15 protein-coding genes and 1 riboswitch are annotated in these 15716 nt (G+C 62.9%); of the genes, 4 read left to right on the top strand and 11 right to left on the bottom strand.

What is annotated here, in order from left to right:
* Positions 1–17: 17 nt before the first annotated feature.
* The gene (locus O3297_RS09915; RefSeq protein WP_305048558.1) at positions 18–431 is read right to left on the bottom strand and encodes a hypothetical protein; all 414 of its coding nucleotides are present in this window, start codon (positions 429–431) and stop codon (positions 18–20) included.
* Between the two features lie 22 nt (positions 432–453).
* A complete protein-coding gene (locus O3297_RS09910; protein WP_305048557.1) occupies positions 454–1362 on the bottom strand; it encodes a hypothetical protein in 909 nt (302 codons plus the stop codon).
* 378 nt (positions 1363–1740) lie between these two features.
* On the opposite strand from O3297_RS09910, the gene O3297_RS09905 reads away from it, so the two are divergent.
* From O3297_RS09905 to O3297_RS09890, 4 genes are all read left to right on the top strand, one after another.
* Entirely contained in the window at positions 1741–2898 is a 1158-nt protein-coding gene (locus O3297_RS09905; RefSeq protein ID WP_070254187.1) for an ABC transporter substrate-binding protein, read from the top strand.
* A gap of 85 nt (positions 2899–2983) precedes the next feature.
* On the top strand, positions 2984–3874 hold the full coding sequence (locus tag O3297_RS09900; RefSeq protein ID WP_034782923.1) for a branched-chain amino acid ABC transporter permease: 891 nt from the start codon (positions 2984–2986) through the stop codon (positions 3872–3874).
* A 7-nt stretch (positions 3875–3881) separates the two neighbouring features.
* Positions 3882–5825: an ATP-binding cassette domain-containing protein gene (locus tag O3297_RS09895; RefSeq protein ID WP_305048556.1), complete on the top strand. Its 1944-nt coding sequence runs from the start codon at positions 3882–3884 to the stop codon at positions 5823–5825.
* Between the two features lie 10 nt (positions 5826–5835).
* Positions 5836–6558: an ABC transporter ATP-binding protein gene (locus O3297_RS09890; RefSeq protein WP_230521286.1), complete on the top strand. Its 723-nt coding sequence runs from the start codon at positions 5836–5838 to the stop codon at positions 6556–6558.
* Positions 6559–6614: 56 nt separating this feature from the next.
* On the opposite strand, the gene O3297_RS09885 is transcribed toward O3297_RS09890, so the two are convergent.
* The 9 genes from O3297_RS09885 to O3297_RS09845 form a co-directional block, all read right to left on the bottom strand.
* Positions 6615–6938: a type II toxin-antitoxin system RelE/ParE family toxin gene (locus O3297_RS09885; protein WP_092605374.1), complete on the bottom strand. Its 324-nt coding sequence runs from the start codon at positions 6936–6938 to the stop codon at positions 6615–6617.
* An 8-nt stretch (positions 6939–6946) separates the two neighbouring features.
* Positions 6947–7219 (bottom strand): type II toxin-antitoxin system Phd/YefM family antitoxin, encoded by a 273-nt coding sequence (locus tag O3297_RS09880; RefSeq protein WP_092606866.1) that lies wholly within the window; start codon positions 7217–7219, stop codon positions 6947–6949.
* A gap of 107 nt (positions 7220–7326) precedes the next feature.
* Complete coding sequence (locus O3297_RS09875) at positions 7327–7647, bottom strand: DUF2288 domain-containing protein (RefSeq protein WP_070254191.1); 321 nt, start codon at positions 7645–7647, stop codon at positions 7327–7329.
* 51 nt (positions 7648–7698) lie between these two features.
* Positions 7699–8400, bottom strand: a complete 702-nt coding sequence (locus O3297_RS09870; protein WP_151096193.1) for an RES family NAD+ phosphorylase — start codon at positions 8398–8400, stop codon at positions 7699–7701.
* Entirely contained in the window at positions 8400–8837 is a 438-nt protein-coding gene (locus tag O3297_RS09865) for an MbcA/ParS/Xre antitoxin family protein (protein WP_034755432.1), read from the bottom strand. Before O3297_RS09865 ends, O3297_RS09870 begins: the two co-directional genes overlap by 1 nt.
* A gap of 137 nt (positions 8838–8974) precedes the next feature.
* Positions 8975–11596 (bottom strand): putative Ig domain-containing protein, encoded by a 2622-nt coding sequence (locus O3297_RS09860; RefSeq protein WP_305048555.1) that lies wholly within the window; start codon positions 11594–11596, stop codon positions 8975–8977.
* Positions 11597–11679: 83 nt separating this feature from the next.
* Positions 11680–11766, bottom strand: a riboswitch (cyclic di-GMP riboswitch).
* 274 nt (positions 11767–12040) lie between these two features.
* Positions 12041–12454 carry a fosfomycin resistance glutathione transferase gene (fos, locus tag O3297_RS09855; protein WP_305048554.1) on the bottom strand — a complete coding sequence of 138 codons (414 nt, stop codon included), beginning with the start codon at positions 12452–12454 and terminating at the stop codon, positions 12041–12043.
* Positions 12455–12685: 231 nt separating this feature from the next.
* On the bottom strand, positions 12686–14386 hold the full coding sequence (gene recJ, locus O3297_RS09850) for a single-stranded-DNA-specific exonuclease RecJ (protein ID WP_305048553.1): 1701 nt from the start codon (positions 14384–14386) through the stop codon (positions 12686–12688).
* Positions 14383–15435: a hypothetical protein gene (locus O3297_RS09845; protein WP_305048552.1), complete on the bottom strand. Its 1053-nt coding sequence runs from the start codon at positions 15433–15435 to the stop codon at positions 14383–14385. The genes recJ and O3297_RS09845 overlap by 4 nt, the downstream gene beginning before the upstream one ends.
* Positions 15436–15716 lie beyond the last annotated feature (281 nt).

Below are 15716 nucleotides of genomic sequence, written 5' to 3'. Positions count from 1 at the left end.
CTTGCCAGCCGGCTGGGTCAAGCCTGACTGTCTTTTTTAGGCTTGGCCCGCAGACTGGCCGCCGCCTCGCCGATGGCGAACGGGTCGCGCGACAGGATGGCTGCACCCAGGTCGACCAGCCTGGCCGCGGTGACTATGGCGGCCTTTACGTCGGCGATGCGCTTGAGCTGTGACTTGCCCTTGGCGATGGCACCCTCGATATCGCCGCGCGCCTGCTCCGCGCCTTCGGCCGTCAGATAAATGCCATACGCGCGAAACAAGGCCACCATCTGGTCCAGGTGGTTTTCATATTGTTCCAGCAGCGCCCGCTCGTCCGGCGCAAGTGCCTCGCGTTCGCGGATGCGCAATTCCAGTACCAGGCTTGACGCTTGCGCCAGGCTGTCGGCGATGGCGTAGCTTTGGTCTTTCGTCAGTTCGGTCAGTTGGGCCATGGGATACTCCTGTGTGCGCCGCTTACCAGCGGGCGGGGGCATAGAACGCCGCTTGCCGCTGCAGCGCTTCGACGTCGCGTGAAAACTGCGCCAGCTGCCGTTCCAGTTCGGGCGCCTGCAGGCGGTCGAGATTGGCCCGCAGCGCGGCCACGCTGGCTTGCAGCGCGCCGACGGCGGCGACATACGCGGCGACGATCTTTTCCCGTTCCTGCAATTGCCGGCCTTCCAGATGCAAGCGCGTGCGGATGTAGTTGGCGGCCAGCGGTTCGCGCGGCGCGGCGTTATCGACGGCGCCGCGCAGCAGGGCCAGGTCGCGCAATTCATCCTGCAAGCTTGCGCGGTAGCTGCGCTGGGCATATTCCTTGAGCGCATTGCTGACGATATCGACGGCCTCCTGCTCGTCGAGCAATTCGCGCAAGGCCGATTTCTGCAGGCGCTGCGTGGCCAGGCGGCTCAGGTGCTGGCTCAATTTGACGACTTTCGACAGCTTTTCCGCATCGAGCAGGGGCGCGCCGCCGCCCGGCTGCTCCAGGCCGCCCAGCGCATCGCCGAGTCCGCCAAGCTCTTCCTGGTAGACGGGCAGCTTGTCATCGGCCAGCGCCGCCAGGGTGTGGGCATAGCGCAGCAGGAGGTCGTTCAGGCTGGCGACCGACGCTGTGGCTTGTGCGACGGCGGCGCAATCGGCGCGCGCCGCCTGTTCGCTGGCTTGCGCATCGAAACGTTCTGCCAGGATCAGGCGCTTGCGCATGGCCTTGTCCATGCAACTGTGGACGCCGCCCGCCAGCATGGGTTCGAAGTGCAGCGACATCTTTTGCGTCTGTTCGGCGAAGGTGCGCACGGGCGCCAGGTCGGTGGCGCAGCCGCCCAGCAGCAGGCTGGCGATGATGCCAAGTAGCGGGGGGGGAATGAACGAGTTCGACGGGCGCGGCATATGGCCTCCATGCGGTAGCAGTGGCTGGTTGGACCGGCGCGCACGCGCTGGCATGGCCGACGTTAGCATTCTGAGGCGTAGCAGTATTGCGCCAGATCAGCGACCAGAGGAATCGCCGGGCTCGTCTGCTTGCCTGTCGCGTTTTGCCACAGGACTGTTGCCCGATGGCGCAAGGTGCGCCAATTTGCGCCATATTTTCCTTACAAAAGACTGACAACAGGCCTGCAATTGCGGCTTTTCCGCATGTTGCGACGCGTCATATGTAGTTGTTGCTGGTGCATGTTTACTCACCTACAATGATTTATCGATGGGGCGGTTATCCAGCGTACGACTATAAAAATAAGTGGCATTAAAAACGTTGTATCAGAGGAGATGACAATGAATTTGAAACAGAAATTGCTCGTGGCAAGTTTGGTTTTGGGTTTCTCGCAGGCGGCAGTCGCAGCCGACCCCATCAAGATCGGCGTGTCCGGTCCGTTTACGGGCGGTTCCGCGCCGATGGGCGTGTCGATGCGCGACGGCGTCAAGCTGGCTGTTGCTGAAATCAATGCCAAGGGCGGCGTACTGGGCCGTTCCCTGCTGCTGATCGAGCGCGATGACGAAGCGAAGAATGAACGCGGCGTGCAGATCGCGCAAGAGCTCATCAACAAGGAAAAGGTCGCCGCCACCGTCGGCTACATCAACACGGGCGTGGCCCTGGCTTCGCAGCGCTTCTATCAGGAAGCGAAAATTCCCGTCATGAACAATGTGGCGACGGGCTCCATCGTCACCAAGCAGTTCGCCGACCAGCCGGAAAACTACATTTTCCGCAATGCGGCCAATGACACCATCCAGTCCGGCATGATCGTGCATGAGGCGGTCGAGAACCGCAAGTTCAAGAAAGTGGCGATCCTGGCCGACTCCACCAACTATGGCCAGCTGGGCCGCGAAGACCTGGAAAAGGCACTCGACAAGAAGGGTATCAAGCCCGTCGTTGTGGAAAAATACAACATCAAGGACGTCGACATGACGGCCCAGCTGCTGAAAGCCAAGCAGGCGGGCGCGGAAGTCGTGCTGACCTACGGCATCGGTCCGGAACTGGCGCAGATCGCCAACGGCATGGAAAAACTGGGCTGGAAAGTGCCGCTGATCGGCAGCTGGACCCTGGCCATGGGTAACTTCATCGACAACGCGGGCAAGAACGGCAATGGCACGCGCATGCCGCAAACCTTCATCCAGGATGCCAGCACGCCGAAGCGCAAGGCCTTCATCGATGCCTACGTGGCCGCCTACAAGCCATCGGGCGGACGCATGCCGTCGGCCGTCTCGGCCGCGCAAGGCTACGATTCCATCTACCTGCTGGCTGCGGCCTTCAAGCAGGCCGGCGGCACGGATGGTCCGAAAGTACGCGCCGCGCTGGAAAACCTGAATGAAAAAGTGGAAGGCGCCGTCACCACCTACAACAAGCCGTTCAGCAAAACCAACCATGAGGCGATCACGGCCGACCTGACAGTCTTCGGTGAAGTCAAGGACGGCAAAGTCGTCCTCGCGAAATAAGCCTGGCAGACATTCGCCGCGCAGTGGCCAGCCTTGAGGAATCAGGACTGGCCATTTTTTCATCTTTCGTCTTCCGGGGAATACCATGGAAATCTTCCTGCAGCTCGTCTTCAGCGGCATCGCGCTGGGCATGATCTATGCCGTCATCGCCTTCGGCTACCAGCTGACCTTTGCCACTTCCGGCACCCTCAATTTCGGCCAGGGCGAATCCCTGATGCTGGGCGCGCTCGTGGGCCTCTCCCTGGTGGGCACCATCCACGGCGGCCCTTACATGAGCTATCTGTTGATGATCCCCATCGTCATCGTTTTCGGCGCCTTGCAGGGCGTGTTTGTCGAATGGATAGGCGTGCGGCCCGCCATCAAGATCAAGTCCGAATTCGGCTGGATCATGTCGACCATCGCGCTGGCCATCATCTTCAAGAACGTGGCGGAAAATATCTGGGGCAAGGATGACCTGATGTTCCCGTCGCCGCTGTCGGCCGCGCCGTTCCAGGTGTTTGGCGCCAATGTGCAGCAGATGCAGGTGGCCGTCATCGTCGGCGCGCTGGCGATCATGCTGGCCGTCGAAGTGTTCAACCGCAAATCGATCTACGGCAAGGCCGTCGTGGCGACGGCCAACGACCGCGACGCGGCCGGCCTGATGGGCATCAACACGGGCATGGTCATCACGTTTTCCTACGCGCTGTCGTCGGCCACGGCCGCCTTTGCGGGCGTGCTGGTGGCGCCGCTGACACTGACGGGGGCCACCATGGGGGCGTCGCTGGGCTTGAAAGCCTTTGCCGTGGCCATCATCGGCGGCTTGACGTCGGGCGTCGGCGCCATCGTCGGAGGGCTGATACTGGGCATCGCCGAGACCACCACCGGCTATTACATCTCCACCGGCTACAAGGAAGTGCCCGGCCTGCTGCTCCTGCTGCTGGTACTGGCCATCAAGCCGTCCGGCCTGTTCGGCAAAGCCGCGATCAAGAAAGTCTGAGGACGACATGAACAAGAAAATCACCATGCTGGCATTGAGCGCGGCGGGCCTGGCCGTGCTCGCGCTATTCCCCATCGTCATCCCGAATCCCTACTATATCCACCTGGCCGAGACCATCCTGATCTACGCCATCCTGCTGTTCGGCCTCGATATCGTCGTCGGCTATACGGGGCAGGTGTCGCTGGGCCATGCGGGCCTGTTCGGCATCGGTTCGTACGTCACGGGCGTGCTGGTGTTCAAGCTGGGCGTGTCGTTCTGGCTGGCCATCCCCGCCAGCATCCTTGGCGCGGCCGTGTTTGGCGCCATCCTGGCCTTGCCGGCCCTGCGCGTGACGGGGCCCTACCTGGCCATGGTGACCCTGGCCTTCGGCACCATCGTGCAAATCCTGATCAATGAAATGAGCTTCCTGACGGAAGGGCCGATGGGCATCAAGATCCACAAGCCCGTCCTGTTCGGCCACAAGTTGAGCGAGGTAGAGTACTACTACATGGTCGCCGCGCTGTTGGTGATCTCGCTGGTGGTGGTGCACCGCATCCTGAAATCAAACCTGGGCCGCGCGTTCGAAGCCTTGCGCGACAGTCCCATCGCCTCGGACTGCATGGGCGTCTCCGTGTACCGCTACAAGGTATATGCCTTCGTCATCAGCGCCGGTTTCGCGGGCCTGGCCGGCAGCCTGTACGCGTATTCGGAAGAATACATCTCGCCCAATACCTACAACTTCGAGCTGACGATATTGTTCCTGCTGGCCGTCATCATGGGCGGGCGCAAGACGCGTTCCGGCGCCCTGATCGGCGCGCTGATCGTCGTCATGCTGCCCAGCCTGCTGTCGGACATCGAATTGTTCCGCAAGATCGCCGTGGCCGCCGCCGTGCTGGGCGTGATCGGTTCCGCCTTCATGCTGGCGAAGAAGCGTTCCACCGTGCGCGGCGTGCTCGTGCCCCTGGTGGCCACCATCGGCCTGGCTGCGTATTCGTACAAGCTGGAAAACATGGTCGACTGGCGTTTGACCATCTTCGGCCTGATGACCTTATTTGTCGTGTACTACCTGCAGGATGGCATCGTCGGCTTCCTGATGAGCTTTATCGGCAAGGGCCGGCGCCATGTGCAAGCCGTCGCTTCGCACGGCGTGGCGCCATTCGACCACGCCCAGGGCGGGCAGCAGGGCGCGACCCTGCTGCGTGTGGACCAGGCCCTGATGCAGTTCGGCGGCCTGAAAGCGCTGAACCAGGTGGACTTGAACGTCACGCAGGGTTCCGTGCACGGCTTGATCGGGCCGAACGGCTCGGGCAAGAGCACGATGATGAATGTGCTGACGGGGATCTACAAGCCGACGGCGGGCAAGGTGGAATTTGCCGGCGCCGTGATCTCCGGCCGCACGCCGTCCGAGATCGCCTTGGGCGGCGTGGCGCGCACCTTCCAGAACGTGCAGCTGTTCGGCGAGATGACGGCGACGGAAAACGTGCTGGTGGGCTTGCACAATACCTTCAAATCGAACGTGCTGGACGTGATGCTGCATACGCCCCGCTACAAGCGCGAAGAGAAGGCCGCGCGCGAGCGGGCCGCCAGCATCCTCGAGTTCGTGGGCCTGGCGGACCTGGCCAACGAGGAGGCGCGCAATCTGCCGTATGGCAAGCAGCGGCTTCTGGAAATCGGCCGCGCGCTGGGCCTCAACCCGCGTCTGCTGCTGCTCGATGAACCGGCGGCGGGCCTGACGGCGCCCGACATCAAGGAGCTGATGGCCATCATCCGCAAGATCCGCGAGCACGGCATCACCATCATCCTGATCGAGCACCACATGGACGTGGTGATGGCCCTGTCGGACGTGGTGACGGTGCTGGACTTCGGCCAGAAGATCGCCGAAGGCGCGCCCGCGCTTGTCCAGAGCGATCCGAAAGTGATCGAAGCCTATTTGGGCGGCAGCGCCGAAACCCTGGCGCCAGCGGCGCACTGAGAGGAAGACCATGCTGACCATTCATAATCTGCACGCCGCCTACGGCAAAGTCGAAGTCCTGCACGGCATTTCGCTCGACGTCCCGAAGGGCAAGCTGGTGACCCTGATCGGCTCGAACGGGGCCGGCAAGACCACCACCATGCGCGCCATTTCCGGCATGCTGAAACCGAAATCCGGCACCGTCACGCTGGGCGGCAAGGATGTCACGGGCCTCGATTCTCACCGCATCGCCCGTGCCGGACTGGCCCATTCGCCGGAAGGCCGGCGCGTGTTCGCTTCCATGTCGGTGACGGACAACCTGCTGCTGGGCGCCTTCCCCCGCTTTACGCGCTCGCGCCCGAAAGGCGACATCAAGGGCGACCTGGACAAGGCGCTGGAATTGTTCCCCCGCCTGAAGGAGCGGCGCGACCAGCTGGCCGGCACCTTGTCGGGCGGCGAACAGCAGATGCTGGCCATGGCCCGCGCCGTGATGCTGAACCCGGAAGTGATCCTGCTGGACGAGCCGTCGATGGGCCTGGCGCCGATTCTGGTGGAAGAAGTCTTCCGCATCATCACGCGCTTGAAGGCGGAAGGCGTGACCATGCTGCTGGTCGAGCAATTCGCCGCCGCCGCCCTGAACGTGGCCGATTACGGCTACGTGCTGGAAAACGGCAGCATTTCCGTGCATGGGCCGGCCGAGAGTCTCAAAACCGATCCGAAGGTGATCGCGGCGTATCTGGGAGGAGGGCACTGAGGCAAGTTGAGAGTGCGCTGACAATGCGCTTGCTGCGCATTGTCACATCCTCCGCATTACGCAGTGAGCAGGCGACGGCGTATCAATGCTTCCAGGTCACGGCTGGTATGGGCAATCATATGAACATAAACGATATCGTTATGTCCATACTCGATGATGATGCGATTCTGGCCGGCCAACAGTTGGCGGTGAGTCGTCAAATGAAGGTCTTCAAGTTCAGGAACAAAGGTACCTTTCATGTTCCAGTCTTTGAGAGAATTGACTTCAGCCAGAATCTCCTGCGTCACCTTCCTGGTAAAAGCAAGGGATTCGTTCTGCTTCAGATAGGAGCGAATGTCTTGCAAATCGTTCAAGGCGTACTGCGTCCAAATGATTTTCATTTGTGTAATCAATTGTCGCCGTCTTCAGCTTCCAGAAGGGCCACAACGTCATCATGGTCAATGATTTTACCTTCCTCAATCTGCTTACGGCCGAGAGCAAGGATGCGGAGCATGGCAAGCTGATCTTGAGTCTTTTGATAGCTGACAGGGTCTTGAACAATGGCCTGAACTCTGCCGTTCACCGTGATGGCTACCGGGTCATGCGTCTCAAGCACCTGTTTGACCACGTCGCTGGTGTTCGTCTTCAAGTAGCTAATTGGTTGAATATTGATAAAGTTCATGCCGCCCTCCATAAGTAGGCAGACCGATGATAGCATCGGATGACTAAATTAAGTGCCAAATTTAGTTGGCCGCACATTTTCCTTACGTCGAGCGCAGCGTGCAAGCATCAATGTCTGGTGGGCTTTTCCTGCTGCACCAGAATGAAGGGGCTGACGACGACGGCCCACAGCGCGGCGTCGGCCGCCTGCCAGTCCAGCGCCTGCTGGTCCGACACCTTGGCGACCTTGCCATCGGCCATCCATTGCGTGATGGTGGCCTTGTCGTCGTGCGAGATGCGCACGGCCACTTCGACCAGATCCAGCTCATTGGCGACCCAGACGACGTTGCCCTGGGCGAAATGCTTTTCCAGCTCGCTCCAGGCCAGTCGGGCCGTTTCGCTGTTCACTTTGAGGCGCAGTTCGGTGTCTTTTTCAGGATTGGTTTGCATGCGAAATATCAGGTTGCGGTGAGTCGGGGGCCGTTGCGCGCTTGCGTTGCCTTACAAGGCTTCCACCTGCGGCGTCGGCGTACCCCGCCATGTTAACCGATAGGCGGCGCCTTTGCGAACATTGCCCACGAGGGCAGGGCGGAAGCAGGCCAGGTTGGTGCCGCCCGCCAGCCGGGTGCTGGGGAAGATGACGCCCATGGAACCGGCTTCGAGCAGGATGGCGGCCAGGTCTTGCGAAGCGATGTAGCTGGCCGGATCGAGGCAGGCCGCATAGCGCTCCTGGCCGCGCAAGTCGTGGAAGCTGGCGGAAAAATCGGCCAGCAGCGACTGGTAATTGACGCTGTCGTCGAAATAGTCGATTTCCTGGTATTCCACGGTCTTGTGGAAAATGATCTCGGCCAGGGCCGTTTTCATGTCGAAGGCACAATACCAGGCGCCCCGTTCGCCATCGTTGAAACGCGCCCCTTCCGGCCGGGCATAGGTGTAGGCGGCGTTGATGATGCGAAAGTGCGGCACGCCAAAAACCAGCTCGTCCACGCCAATTCCTGGCGCGCCGCCGTACTCGGCCACCAGGCGCGCGTTGGTCGCATTATCGAGCTCGAACAGCTCGCGCAGGTGCTCGTCGTCCTCGGCCAGGGGCGCCAGCACGGAGTCTTCCATGTCGGCGAAGCGCGAGGGGATCAAACGGCAAGTGTCGATCTGGCGCAAGGCGGCCAGCGGCGGCAGCTGTGTATGCGGGACTGTCGCCACCATTACAACCCTCCGCGGCGCGCATCGAGCAGCTTGCGCACCGTCTGCATGGCCAGCAAGCCGCCGGCCAGCATCTGCGACAGGGGCGTGCGGCCGCCAAACACGGGATTCTTGTTGGGCAAACTCACCCATTCGTCGGCCAGCTTGTCGCCATATAGGATGTGCAAGGCCTTGTAGATGCCCAGCAAGTAGGAAATGCGCGTGATGCGGTCCACTTCCAGCACGCGGTCCGGGTGCTTCTTCCACTCGTAATAGGCGCTGCTGGACAGGCCGCCCAGCAATTCGCGCGCATCGTCGTCGCGCAGTTTCCAGGCGGCGGCCAGCTTGAAAAAACCCTTCAATGCCGCTTGCGACAAGCGCTCGCGCTCGGCTTTGGCATTCAGGTCGACGAGCACGGCCGGTTCGAAGCGGCTCTTGGGATAGGCGTAGGCGAGATTCATGACATGTCCTTCGTTAAAACTCTGTATGTGGACTATTTATACTCCTTTTCCGGATTTTCCGCAACGGCCGCGCGCATGCAAAACGGGGCGCAGCAGGACAGGTGTCCCGGTGCGCCCCGTTGGCGGGCCCCGTTCGCTTATCTTGCCGTGACGGTGATGGGGACGTTGAGCTGCGCCGTCAAGCCGTTACTGTCCAGCGCCATGACCCTCAGCGTATAGCTGCCGGTCACCGGCAGGGGCCAGCGGGCCGTGATGGTCATGCCGCTCATGGAAAACTGCATGCCCAGCGGCGCACCGAGGATGGAGATCCACAGGGCGTTCGCGCCCGGCGCCGTCAGCACGATGCTGCCGCTCATGGCCTTGCCGGCCACGCCCGTCATGGCGGCGGCGCTGATCGTGGGACCGGCGGCGGCGATTTTCACTGCGGCCACGGCCTGGCCCGTCAAGCCCGTCCTGGTATCTTTGGCGATGATGGTCACGCTGTAGCTGCCCAGCACGGGGCTGGCCCAGCTGACGACGCCGGCGGCGCTGACGGCCATGCCGGATGGCGCGCCCGACAGGCTGTAGGTGACTGGGTTGGGCGCCACCGTCGTGGCGGCGAACGACAGGGCCACGCCCGGCTTGCCGCTCACGCTGGCCACGGTCACGACGGGGGGCAGCGGGGCGGCGATGGCCACCGTATAGATGCCTTTGCCGCTCAAGCCAGTCTTGCTGTCCGTGGCGGTCACGGTGACGGCGTAGGTGCCGGCCACCGGGTAGGCCCAGCTCACCAGTCCGGCGCTGCTGATCGTCATGCCGGCCGGCGCGCCGCCCAGCGTGTAGCTGACGGGATTGGGGGCGGAGACGCTGACATTGAACGCCAGGGCCGTGCCAACCTTGCCCGTGATGGCGCCGGCGCCCACGACGGGCGGCGCGACGGGGGTAATGACGATGGCGTACACGCCCTGGCCACTGAGGCCGCTGACGCTATCCTTGGCCACCATGGTCACGGCATACGTGCCCGCAGTGGGGGCGGCCCAGCTGACCACGCCCGTGGCGGCGATGCTCATGCCGGCCGGCGCGCCCAGCATGGTGTAGCTGAGTGGATTCGAAGCGCTGGCCGAGACGGTGAACGACAGCGGCTTGCCGGCCGCGCCGCTGATGCTGGCCGGCGCCACCACGGGCGCGGCCGGTGCGGTCTGCATGCCCGACAGGCCGGCCAGCAGGCTTTTCACGTTCGGCGTACCCAGGCCGCCCAGCGGGTCATAGCCGACCCTGGCCGTGCACACGCTGCACGTGCCGTTGCTGCCGCGCGTGATGTCGGCAAAGCTGCTGGCGAAGGTGCCGGGCACGCTGGCGATCTGGCCGTACAAGATGCTGTGCGGCAAGCCGAGCGCCGTCTTCGCCTGCAGCGCACGGCTGGCGTTGGCGATGGCGACCAGGCCGGCCCATTGCGGCGTGGACAGGCTGGTGCCGCCGATGCTGAGCCAGCTGGCGGTGCTGCTGCCGGGTGTCATCACGGCCGTGTACTGGCCCGTGGCGGGGTCGGCATTGAAGGCCACGTCCGCCACGTTGCGGCGCAGCAAGTTGGTCAGTCCGGGCACGCTGGCCGTCTGGTAGGTGGGCAGTGCCGTATAGGCGCTGATGCCGCCGCCGGTGCCGGACCAGGCCGTTTCGCTGCGCACGCCGCTGCCGCTGTAGCTGAGCGTGGTGCCGCCCACGGCCAGCACGTTGGACGACACGGACGGCCAGGACACGCCGCTGCCCGAATCGCCCGTGGCGGCCAGGTAGCTCATGTTCTTGCCCGTGAACGCGCTGTCGACGGAAGCTGTCCAGTTGCCTTCGGCGGCGCCAAAGCTCATCGACACGACGCCAGGCCCCATCTGGTTGGCCAGGCGCACGGCGCCCAGCAGGCTGTTGATGGAAGCGTCGGGCGCCTCGATCAGCACGATGCGCGCCAGCGGCGCCGTGGCATGCGCCCACTGCACGTCGAGCGCGATTTCCATGGCCCAGCCCGAGTTATAGGCGGGCGCCGTGGCCGTCATGGTGCTCGATGGCGTGTTGTAGACAACAGAAAATTCACAGACGCTGGCCGGGGCGGGCGGCAGGGGCAGGGTGGCATTCGTGGCGATAGCCTTGGTGGTGCAGCCGGGCAAGCCGAATTTCTGGTTGAAGATGGCCAGTTCGGCCGCCGCGTTCGGATTGTGCATGGCGTCGACGATGTAGATTGTCTGTCCCGCGCCCAGCTGGGCCGCCTGGGCTGGCGTCAGCGCCGTGCCGGCCGCCGGCAAGGCGGGCAAGTCGTAGGCGGCGCGGATTTGCGCGGGAGAATAGGTCGCCACCACGCTGCTGCCGGCCATGGGCGCGGCGATGTCGCTCGCGCCGCCGCCGTCCAGCAAGGGGGCGATATCCTGTGCCGCCTGTTCCGAGGCGGCGATTTTTTGCGCCGTCAGGCGGCGCGTGGTCATTTCCCGCATGGCGCCGGGCACGTTTTGCAAGTGCGGCCGCCAGTGGGCCGAGCCGCTGCTGTTGGCGCTGTCGCGCCCGTCAGGCGCATCGAGCAGGGCCGGGGCCGCATGGAACATCGGTTGCGCCACCAGCGCGCCGACGGCAGGAGGGATGACGGGCACCTCGACAGTGAACTGTGTCGCGGCCGTGGCGATGGCGGCAGGCGGTGTCGATGTTTCCTGGCCGGGACCGCAAGCGGCCAGCAGGAGGGCGGCTGTGGCGCCCAGCAGCAGGCGCCCGTGACGGTGATGCGGGGGAATGTTTTTTTTCATGGCGAAACTCTCCGAGTTGGGCGAGGGCCACATCTCGACAATGCTTCCAGGCTGGCGCCGCGCGCTGGCGGTCCCGGCCCTGCATTGGCAGCCCCGCTGCCGTGGCGCTTGCGCGCGGTAGGCCGGTGGCTTTGCGTCCCCGCCTTTCGACGGGTTTGCCCTCAAAACTGATCATGCATCATTGGGAATTTCCTGATGCGTCATCGATTTTAGTGAATTTGCCAAATAAATGTTAACTATTTTCAATCAATATTTTTATTTATGCAATAAAATGTGGCAAATTTGCCTATGGATCGATGGAACCTTGTCAGCCTGATTAAGTCTTAAAAGCAAGGTTATCAGAGGTGTATCGAGGCGTGACGGTGTTTTTTCACAGCAACGGCGCTTGCATTTTTGTTTTATAATGAATTTAACGAATTTACTGAATATTCGATCTTGCCGGTCTCAATCCTCGAACACCATGCCCTGATACGGCGCTGCGCGGCAGGCCGCCAGCCGCTGCGCAAGGCTGCCAGCATGGGCTTCCAGCCGGTGGCCGTCCGGGTCGAGAAAATACAGGGATTCGCCGGCGCTGCGGTTTTGCTGCCATTCGGGCACGCCGGCGGCGCGCAGGCGGGCGGCAAACGGAGCGAAGTCGGTGGGCTCGATGGAAAACGCGTAGTGCGTATAGGCCGGGCTGGCCAGCGCGGCCGTGTCCTGACCATCCAGCGACAGGCACAGCCACAAATCCCCGGCCGACAGATACGCGCCCCTGTCCCAGCGCGCATGCAGGCGCAGACCCAAGGTGTCGCGGTAAAAGACGATGCTGCGCGTCAGGTCGCGCACGGACAGGGTGAGGTGGTTCAGGCCGGTCAACATGGAGCTGCTTTCAGGTGGAGTGGAGGCCGGTTCCAGCTTCCTCAGTGGTTTGATGCGACATTGCTCCAGGTAAAAGTATGAGACACGGCAATAAGACCGCAAACGTCGCAACACCTGACACAACCGTAGCGAGCGGAAGGAAGAGGTGGTCGAGAAGCGCAACCGTACTTCCAGTACGGTGAGCATCGCAGGCGACCTATGCCGACGCGCAGCAGGTTGTGTCAGGTGTCACTACACAGGCTCGGCGTGCTCCACCATAAGTTGTACTTTGGTCGTGCCATTGTATTCATTCGCATCGAGCCTGAACGCGACCCGCGTGCGTTCGCCCAGTGCGTCCGTATGCCCGAACCAGATGGCATCAAAACGCACGCCGTTCTTTTCCAGCAGCAGTTTCAAATGGCGTTCTTTCAAGATGCGCTGGCTGACGACGCGGAATTCATCGCAAAAGACGGGCGGGGCGAAGCCCTGGCCCCACACCTGGCCGTCCATCAGTTCGATGAAGGCTGTCGTGTAGTAGGCGTCTTCCAGCGGGCCGTCCGTTTCCACGACCCGCTCCAGCTGTTGCTGGCTGAGCCAGGCCTGGCCGACGGCTTCGAAGGCCTGGGAAAAGGCGTCGAAGGCGTCGGCGCGGATGGTCAGGCCCGCCGCCATGGCGTGGCCGCCGAACTTGTCGATCAGGCTGGGCGCCCGTTTCGACACGAGGTCGAGCGCGTCGCGCAAGTGGAAGCCGGGGATCGAGCGGCCCGAACCCTTGATCCAGCCGTCGGCACCGGGCGCAAACGTGATCGTCGGGCGGTAGAATTTTTCTTTCAGGCGCGAGGCGACGATGCCGATCACGCCCTGGTGCCAGGATTCGTCGAAGACGCTGATGGTGCTGCTGTTGGCCGGTTCGAAAGCATCGAGGTGCAGCAGGGCCGTATCCTGCATTTCCGCCTCGATTTCACGGCGTTTCAGGTTGATGTCGTTGAGTTGCTGGGCCAGCTCCCAGGCGCGGCCTTCGTCGTCCGTGACCAGGCATTCGATGCCCAGGGACATGTCCTGCAGGCGGCCGGCCGCATTCAGGCGCGGTCCCAGGGCAAAACCGAGGTCGAACGGCGTGGCGCTGCGCGCTTCGCGGCCCGCCACGCGAAAGAGCGCCGCCACGCCCGCATGCATATTGCCTTTGCGCATGCGCTTGAGGCCTTGCGCGACGAGGATGCGGTTGTTGGTATCGAGGCGCACCACGTCGGCCACCGTGCCCAGCGCCACCAGGTCGAGCAGGTTGTCGAGCTTGGGTTGCGTTTGCGCATCGAAGATGCCGCGCCGGCGCATTTCCGCGCGCAGGGCCAGCAGCACGTAGAACACGACGCCCACGCCGGCCAGGTGTTTCGACGGAAAACCGCAGGCGGGCTGGTTCGGGTTGACGATGACGGCCGCGTCGGGCAGGGTGTCGGCCGGTAGATGGTGGTCGGTGACGACCACCTGGATGCCGCGCCGGTTGGCCTCGGCCACGCCGTCGATGCTGGCGATGCCGTTGTCGACGGTGATGATGATGTCGGGCGACTTTTCGCGGGCGGTGAGCTCGACGATTTCCGGCGTCAGGCCATAGCCGTATTCAAAACGGTTGGGCACGATGAAATCGACGTCGGCGCCCATGGCGCGCAAGCCGCGGATGGCGACGGCGCAGGCGGTGGCGCCGTCGCAATCGTAATCGGCCACGATGACCATGCGTTTCTTGGCAGCAATTGCGTCGGCCAGGAAGACGCCGGCCGCGCCGATGTGCAGCAAGCCGGACGGCGGTATCAAGTCCTTTGCCTCAATCGACAGTTCTTTCGCGTCGGACAGGCCGCGCGACGCGTACAAGCGGGCCAGCACGGGGTGGATGCCGCCCTGGCGCAGCAGTTCGGATTCGCGGTAGGGGCAGGGACGGGTGGCGATGCGGGTACGGGTCATGATGTTTTCAACTTGTTCAGGGTAATCGCGCGCCAGAATTTGCGCTGCGCATGCTTGCTGGTGGTGCAGGCTAGCCAGGCGTCGCGGTGGCTCAGCACCAGGCGCAGCTGGCCCAGGCGGCCATCCTTGAGGGCCGCCAGCAGCGGGGCGAACCAGTCCGCTTCCAGCGCTTGCAACTGCTGCAGCCACATGCCCCACTCCTGCGCCTGCGCCGCTTCGGTCAATCCCCCCAGCACGACAATCGCGTCCTGTTGGCTTGCCAGCACACTGTTTGGACTGGCATCGCGCTGCGCCGGTTCCGCCAGCGCGGCCAGCCAGCCCGGCGCGTCCTTCGTATGCAGGCTGGCCGCGCAGCGCGCAGGTGCAGGTGCAGCCAGGCTGCCGCCCCAGATCCAGAACGAGTTGATGGCTTTCAAGCCCCGTTCTTCGCGCGTCGCGTTGACCGGATGTTCATGCCACAGCATCTGCACTTCGTTCTGCAGGCGGCGCGCGGCGCGCGCATGCTCGCCTTCCGGCATCCACACGGACAGGTCTTGCGTGGTGGCGGCATCCGGCGTAGCGCACTGCAAATCGTTCCAGCCATCGGCGCGCATGAACCAGGTGCCCGCGTCGCCATAGGACAGAGGCTGGCCGATTTCGTCGAAATACGGACGCGCCGTATCGAACAAGGTGCGGCCATCGGCCTCGCTCAGCTTGAGCTGGCGCAAGTCTTCCAGGCTGATATGGCTGCGGGCGATGGCCAGGTGGGCCGGATGCAGCAGGAAGTAGCGCGCGCCCGGTTCCGGCACGAGGCCGTAGCCGCGCATGGCCTGGGCCGCAAAGGCCGCTTGCGCCGCTTCGCCATTGGGCGCGGGCGACAGGGCCAAGGCATGCGCCAGCCACGCTTCGTGCGGCAGCAGGCGGTTGGCATTGTCAAAGGTTTCTAAATTGCAATCGGAGGTGCGCGACAGCAGCGCCGCCAGCGCGGGCGCCTGCAAGACCTTGAGCAGGTCGGCAGCCAGTTCGGCATTGGGCAAGGCGAAGGGCAAGACGAGGGTAAGTTGATTCATCCCGAGATTGTAGGCGATTGTGGTGCGGGCCGAGAAGGCGTATGTATTTTCAGGCCCGCGACGGCAGCAGCGGCGGCGCTGGAAATGCACAAAAATTATAAAAATTTTATTAGCGCTGATGGAAATTAATTTGCTTTTGAAAATATATTGGATATAATTGCGACAACTTAAATATCAGAAATACAATCACCCCCTGCTGCGTGGTTGCGTCGTCTGGCTCCTGTGTCCCTCGAAACTGTATACAAGATCTGCCGGCTTCATTTTTTAAACAAGTTCTTTCT

The sequence above is a fragment of the Janthinobacterium sp. SUN128 genome, from assembly GCF_030587275.1.
Classification (GTDB): Bacteria; Pseudomonadota; Gammaproteobacteria; order Burkholderiales; family Burkholderiaceae_D; genus Janthinobacterium; species Janthinobacterium lividum.
The sequence above is the reverse complement of the archived record's forward strand: the minus strand, read 5'-3'. Positions and strand labels throughout refer to the sequence as shown.